Genomic DNA, 6,000 nt, shown 5'->3' with positions numbered 1-6,000 from the left:
CACGTTATGCACATAAACACATGAGCAAGCTTTTCATCCTTTTTCTCGCCCTTCTATGGTCATTGTCAGCAGCCGCTGAAGACCAAGTTCTTGCTGGGCTCTTTTCGCAGCAAAGATTAGATGGAACGATTGTGATTTCGTCCCTACATAACGGAAATAACTTCATTCATAACGATCTTCGCGCAAATCAAAGATTTCCGATCGCATCAACATTCAAAATAATGAATACTCTGATTGCGGTTGAAGAAAATGCCATTTCCGGAAAAGACGAAGTGCTGAAATGGGATGGAAACATATACGACTTTCCTGATTGGAATCATGACCAGACGTTAGAAAGCGCGTTCAAAGTTTCATGTGTTTGGTGCTTTCAGGAGTTTGCGCGCCGAGTCGGCGCAGAAAAATATCGAGGTTATTTGCGCAAGACCGCTTACGGGGAATTACGTGAACCTTTCGATGAAACAACATTTTGGCTTGACGGCTCACTTCAAATTAGCGCAATTGAACAGATAAATTTTCTCAAGAAAGTATATCTGCGGACACTCCCATTTAGCGCGCACTCCTACGAAACGCTTCGACAAGTCATGCTCGTGGAGCAAACTCCGTCGTATACGATGTGGGCCAAAACAGGCTGGGCAACGAGAGTAAAACCACAAGTTGGCTGGTATGTGGGCTATATCGAAACACCACAGGATGTTTGGTTCTTTGCCACTAACATTGAGGTTCGAGACAAGCAGGATTTGCCTTTGCGCCAGCAGTTGACGCGAGATGCATTGAAAGCAAAGGGAGTCATCAAATAATGCATAACAACGCCATCAACTCGGACGCGCAAATGCTACGCTGCGCTCCGCATTTGCGCGCCGGTTATGGCGAACGTTAGGGAACCGCTGAACAAATCACCTCATGCACCGCGCACTCGCTCGCGCTCGCTGTGAGGTCAGCGCAAATCACCCCAAGGCAGCCTCTGAGGCGCCCAAAGTGCCCTCGCGGCGGTGCAAAACCCGCCCGGTGGCGCGCCTCGGGGGCGTTTTTTCATGCAGCAGACGCACTTCGGGTATCGTTGTTCAACATCCACTTGCGCGCCAGCCACACATTGGCCAAGGCAAACAGCGTCATGAGCTGCGCGGTGTTCTTGGCCAGCCCGCGATAGCGCGTCTTACGGTAACCAAAGAGGTTCTTGACGATGTGAAAGGGGTGCTCGGCCTTGGCACGAATGCTCGCCTTGATGCGCTCGAGCTCGGCCAGCACCGCGCCCATCGGGCTCTTGGTATCCAGCGCACGGCGCTTGCCAGGGCGCATGGCCACGTGCCATTTGACGTCTTTGCCCTGGACCTCTTTGCGCTTGTCCACGCCCTGGTAGCCCGCATCGGCAAAGACGTCGCGTTCCTCACCGTGCAGCAGTTGGCTCGCTTGCGTCACATCGCTGACGTTGGCAGAGGTGCCTACCACCGTGTGCACCAGGCCCGAGTCGGCATCCACCCCGATGTGGGCCTTCATGCCAAAGTACCACTGGTTGCCCTTTCTGGTTTGGTGCATTTCGGGGTCGCGGCTGCGTGTGCGGTTCTTGGTCGAGCTCGGCGCGGCAATGAGCGTGGCGTCGACCACCGTGCCTTGCCTGAGCATCAAGCCCTTGGCAGCAAGGTGCGCGTTGATGGTGGCAAAGATGGCTTCGGTCAGGTGCCGCTCTTGGAGCACGCGGCGAAATTTCAACAGCGTGGTGGCGTCCGGTGCGGCCTCGCGCCCAAGGTCGATGCCCACAAAGCGCCGTATCGCCTGGCTGTCGTAGATGGCGTCTTCCATGGCTTCGTCGGACAGCCCAAAGCAGTTTTGCGCGATGTACATGCGCAGCATGCGCTCCAGCCCTATCGGTGGGCGGCCTCTGCCGCCGCCTTTTGGATAGTGTGGCTCGATGGCGGCGAGCAGCTCCTGCCACGGCAGGATCGCCTCGATTTGCGCCAGCAGACGCTCGCGTCGGGTTTGGCGCTTCTTGTTGGCATACTCGTAGTCGGAAAAGCTGGTCTGCATCATCGCTGCTACTGCCCCCAAGCCGTACCAGGGATTGTTCCACATCCTGCGGCGCTCAGGCTTCCCGCGCAGGGGGCGGGAGGGGAATAAATCAGTGTTTCCCTAAAGCAAGCGTTGCCCCCTGATCAGCAATTGAAGGCGATGGAGCAGCAACGCGCGCTCATGCAAAAAGCTGGGACACCGATGCCACCGGGCATGGCGATGCACATGGCATTGCTGCACCAGCGGTTGGGTCAATATGAGCAGGCCCGGCAGTACCTGGAGCTCGAGGCCGAGCGGTATCCGTCGCTCAGGGGGTTCGTCACCTGGCTGCAAAAACAAAACAAGGAGGGCAAGGCGGATGAGAAGTCGTGATCGTTGGCTGGGAGGGGTCGTGCTGTCGGCGGCGTTGAGCCTGCTCGCGACTGCGGGGGTTCAAGCGCAGGGCATCGAGGCGAGCCACGGGCATCCCAACCGTTTGGTGTCGGCGACGCCCGAGTTTGCCGTCGAGAAACCTCGTTCGGTGGTGGTGCTGCCGCCGGTCAACCACGCCAAGGACCTGCGGGCGAGTGAGAGCGTCTACCCCCATGTCTATGTCGCCATGGCGTCCAAGGGTTATGAGGTCCCCGCGCCGACCTTGGTCCAGGCGGTGTTGCGGGACAACGGCGTGGCCGATTGGGGCTTGGTGCAGGAGATTCCGGTCGAGAAACTGGCCGAGGTGTTCGGCACGGACGCGGCGCTCTTTGTGGACATCCACGAATACGGGACCCACTACCAACTGGTGCGAACGGTGGCCCGGGTGGAGCTGCAAGGGCGGCTGGTCTCGCTCAAGACGGGACGCGTGCTCTGGGAGGGGCGCGCCAAATGGGAGGACGTGGACCAAGACACCAGCAGCGTAGCGGCGTTGCTCATCAATGCGCTGGTGTCGCAGGTCGTGCGTGATAGCAGCAACTTTGCCTACCGCGTTGCGGGGTCAGCGGCGGCGCACTTGATCTGGAGTCAAAAACTACCGGCTGGGGCATTGTGCCCGGATGTCGGCAAGGACGGGACGGACTGCTACCGTCCCCTTCAGTGACCCGGTAGCTGGGCCCCGGGGCGTCTGTTGATGCTTCGGGGCTTCACCTCACCCCCGCATCAACGCCTCGATCGCGTCGGGCGCCACCGGTACGTCGCGGGTGATCAGTTCGCAGCCGTCGTCGGTGACCACGGCGTCGTCCTCGATGCGGATGCCCAGGTTCCAGAAGTGTTCGGGTACGCCCGCAGCGGGGCTGACGTACAGGCCCGGCTCGATGGTCAGCACCATGCCCGGGCGCAGGATGCGGCTGGGGCGGTCGCGGATGATCTCGCCGCTGAGCGGGTCGCGCCGTTCGCTCACCTGGCCTACCTCGGCCGGCTCGATGTAGCTGCCGACGTCGTGCACGTCCAGCCCCAGCCAGTGGCCGGTGCGGTGCATGTAGAAGCGGAAGTAGTGCCGCTTCTCGATCACGTCATCCAGGTGGCCGACGTCGTTCTTGTCCAGCAGGCCCAGGTCCAGCATGCCCTGCGCCAGCACCTTGACCGTTGCATCGTGCGCATCGACGAAGCGCGCCCCGGGACGGGTCGCGTCGATGGCGGCCTGCTGCGATGCGAGCACCAGTTCGTACAGGTCGCGCTGCGGCCCGCTGAAGCGGCCGTTGGCGGGGAAGGTGCGCGTGATGTCGGACGCGTAGCCGTCCAGCTCGCAGCCGGCGTCGATCAGCACCAGATCGCCGTTGCGCACCGGGGCGGCGTCGGCGCGGTAGTGCAGCACGCAGGCGTTGGCGCCCGCGGCGACGATGCTGCCGTAGGCCGGTGACTGCGAGCCGCTGCGGCGAAACTCGTGCAGCAGCTCCGCGTCCAGGTGGTATTCGCGCACATCCTCACCCGCGCGGATCATGGCCGCGCAGCGGCGCATGGCCCGGATATGGGCGCGCGCGCTGATCTGTGCCGCGCGCCGCATCACGTCGAGCTCGTGCGTGTCCTTCACCAGGCGCATTTCGTCGAGCAGCGCGCACACGTCGCGTTGGGCATCGGGGCACAGCACGCCGTACCGCACCCGGGCGCGCACCTTGTGCAGCCAGCCGTCGATGCGCGCCTCCAGCCCGGCGTGCGTGGCAAACGGGTACCAGACGGCGCGGCGGTTTTCCAGCAGCTTGGGCAGGCGCGTATCCAGTTCGTCGACCGAGTGGGCCTCGTCCACCCCCAACGCGCCGGGCGCGGCCGCTGGGCCCAAGCGGTACCCGTCCCAGATTTCGCGCTCCAAGTCCTTGGGCTGGCAGAACAGCGTCGTGTGTCCCTCGGCCGTCAGCACCAGCCAGGCGCGGGGCTCGGTAAAGCCGGTCAGGTAATAAAAGTAGCTGTCGAAGCGAAACGGGTATTCGCTGTCGCGGTTGCGCACCCGCTCGGGCGCCGTGGGGATGATGGCGATGCCGCCGTCGCCGAGCTGGGCCGCCAGCCGGGCGCGCCGTTGTGCGTAGCGGGCTTGGTGGGGTATGGGGGGCGTCATGGCGGGATGATACGGGGGGTGCGATCTCCACAGCGGGGGCGGGCCATGGCCGATCCGTGGCCGCACGGTCACCCGCGGTCAAGCGCCGGGGCCCCTGCCGTGGCCGGCGTCTCGGGTTCGGCGTTCAGTGCAGCCCAGCGTTGCGGGGTGCCCACGTCGGTCCAGGGGCCGCTCCAGACCTCTGCGGTGACGCGGCCGGCGGCCATGGCCCGGCGCAGCAGCGGGGCCAGCGGTGCGGCCACGCCCTCGGGATTGCCGGGGGGGATTTCGCACCACGGCGGCTCGAACAGTGTGCGGCGCAGCAGCGCCACCGTGGAGTAGGTCCAGCGCGGGCGCGGATCGCCGGCCGGAAGGTCGAGCGCGAGGCCCTGCGCATCCAGCCCGAAATCGCCGCGCGGGTGGTGCGGCGGATTGGGCACCAGCCACAGGTGGGCCAGCGCGGGGCCGCGGGCAAAGCGCACCCGCGCGTCCGGGTCGAAGCCAAAGTCCGGCATGAAGACATCCCCCGCCGCCAGCCAGAACACCTCCGCCAGCCGCGGCAGGGCGCGGGCGATGCCCCCGGCCGTTTCCAAGGCGCGACCAAAGTCCTGGCCCTCCATCGAATAGCTCAGCGCCAGCGGGCCGTGCGGGCCGTCGTGTGCGTTGCCCAAAGCCGCCGGGATCTGTTCGCCCAGCCACGCGGTGTTGATGAGCGCGCGCCGTACCCCCGCGCGGGACAGCGCGTCCAGGTGCCAGACCAGCAGCGGCCGTCCGCGCACGGGCAGCAGGGGCTTTGGGCACGAGTCGGTCAGTGGGCGCATGCGCTCGCCGCGGCCGGCGGCCAGCAGCAGGGCTTCGGCAGGCGGTTCGAGCGCTTGGGGGGTGGCCATCGGGGGGATGGGTGTCGCGATTGGCGAGTGAGCGTGCATGCGGGCATTTTGTCTACAATCCCACGGCGGCGGTTGCTGCCGCCGCGTCCCGACAACCCTGGAGATCCCGCATGGCACACGTTCCCTCGACCGAGCACAGCGCCGCCGCGGCCGACCCGGCCGAGGCCATCGTCCCTGTGATCCCCTGGCTGATTCCGGTGGCCGGGGCCATTCTGATGTTCCTGCTGGCATTCATCGCCGTCTTCATGGCCTGACCGGGCGTCGCGCGGGGGCTGATCCGTCGCTGCGCGGCTTGTCTCGAGCACCCCGCCGGGTTGTGGCTTGGCGGGGTTTTCTTTATTGGCGCGTGAGTGGGGGCGCCAAGTGCCGCAGGCGTCATCGGGGCGTCATGATTTCATGCATATTTTGCATGGGGTTTTCGACGGGCGCGCCCCGGTCCGCGGGGGCGCTACATACAATGCCCGCTCGACCCTGCCGGACCGGCACGGGCCCGGGCCATCCCGCGGGCCTCGTGTCGTTGCCGCCACCGCGATCCGTGTGACGATCGGCCGTGGGGTCCCCGACGGCCGGTGCGCGGCACCGGCTCGATGCCATTGAGTCGCCGGA

General features: G+C 64.5%; 7 protein-coding genes. 4 read left to right on the top strand and 3 right to left on the bottom strand.

Features of this window, described 5'->3' with window-relative positions:
• Positions 1-20 precede the first annotated feature (20 nt).
• Positions 21-797: an OXA-198 family carbapenem-hydrolyzing class D beta-lactamase gene (blaOXA, locus tag ACK4TH_RS03345; RefSeq protein ID WP_409622894.1), complete on the top strand. Its 777-nt coding sequence runs from the start codon at positions 21-23 to the stop codon at positions 795-797.
• A gap of 232 nt (positions 798-1,029) precedes the next feature.
• On the opposite strand, the gene ACK4TH_RS03340 is transcribed toward blaOXA, so the two are convergent.
• Entirely contained in the window at positions 1,030-2,022 is a 993-nt protein-coding gene (locus tag ACK4TH_RS03340; RefSeq protein WP_409622891.1) for an IS5 family transposase, read from the bottom strand.
• A gap of 114 nt (positions 2,023-2,136) precedes the next feature.
• On the opposite strand from ACK4TH_RS03340, the gene ACK4TH_RS03335 reads away from it, so the two are divergent.
• Complete coding sequence (locus ACK4TH_RS03335; protein ID WP_409622664.1) at positions 2,137-2,376, top strand: DUF4810 domain-containing protein; 240 nt, start codon at positions 2,137-2,139, stop codon at positions 2,374-2,376.
• Positions 2,363-3,076 carry a GNA1162 family protein gene (locus ACK4TH_RS03330; RefSeq protein ID WP_409622661.1) on the top strand — a complete coding sequence of 238 codons (714 nt, stop codon included), beginning with the start codon at positions 2,363-2,365 and terminating at the stop codon, positions 3,074-3,076. Before ACK4TH_RS03335 ends, ACK4TH_RS03330 begins: the two co-directional genes overlap by 14 nt.
• A 48-nt stretch (positions 3,077-3,124) precedes the next feature.
• On the opposite strand, the gene ACK4TH_RS03325 is transcribed toward ACK4TH_RS03330, so the two are convergent.
• Entirely contained in the window at positions 3,125-4,525 is a 1,401-nt protein-coding gene (locus ACK4TH_RS03325) for an aminopeptidase P N-terminal domain-containing protein (protein WP_409622658.1), read from the bottom strand.
• A 68-nt stretch (positions 4,526-4,593) separates the two neighbouring features.
• Positions 4,594-5,394: an NDP-sugar synthase gene (locus tag ACK4TH_RS03320; protein ID WP_409622655.1), complete on the bottom strand. Its 801-nt coding sequence runs from the start codon at positions 5,392-5,394 to the stop codon at positions 4,594-4,596.
• 110 nt (positions 5,395-5,504) lie between these two features.
• Between ACK4TH_RS03320 and ACK4TH_RS03315 the strand changes: the two genes are divergently transcribed.
• Positions 5,505-5,648, top strand: a complete 144-nt coding sequence (locus ACK4TH_RS03315) for a hypothetical protein (RefSeq protein ID WP_197484434.1) — start codon at positions 5,505-5,507, stop codon at positions 5,646-5,648.
• Positions 5,649-6,000 lie beyond the last annotated feature (352 nt).

It is taken from the genome of Tepidimonas sp., from assembly GCF_046292505.1.
GTDB lineage: Bacteria > Pseudomonadota > Gammaproteobacteria > Burkholderiales > Burkholderiaceae_C > Tepidimonas.
Note: the sequence above shows the minus strand (reverse complement) of the source record. Positions and strands in the feature narration are given on the sequence as shown.

Bases quoted from the DNA above. Each gene is read 5' to 3' on its own strand.
- blaOXA (WP_409622894.1), top strand. From the start codon at position 21: ATGAGCAAGCTTTTCATCCTTTTTCTCGCCCTTCTATGGTCATTGTCA.
- ACK4TH_RS03340 (WP_409622891.1), bottom strand. From the start codon at position 2,022: ATGCAGACCAGCTTTTCCGACTACGAGTATGCCAACAAGAAGCGCCAA.
- ACK4TH_RS03330 (WP_409622661.1), top strand. From the start codon at position 2,363: ATGAGAAGTCGTGATCGTTGGCTGGGAGGGGTCGTGCTGTCGGCGGCG.
- ACK4TH_RS03325 (WP_409622658.1), bottom strand. From the start codon at position 4,525: ATGACGCCCCCCATACCCCACCAAGCCCGCTACGCACAACGGCGCGCC.
- ACK4TH_RS03320 (WP_409622655.1), bottom strand. From the start codon at position 5,394: ATGGCCACCCCCCAAGCGCTCGAACCGCCTGCCGAAGCCCTGCTGCTG.
- ACK4TH_RS03315 (WP_197484434.1), top strand. From the start codon at position 5,505: ATGGCACACGTTCCCTCGACCGAGCACAGCGCCGCCGCGGCCGACCCG.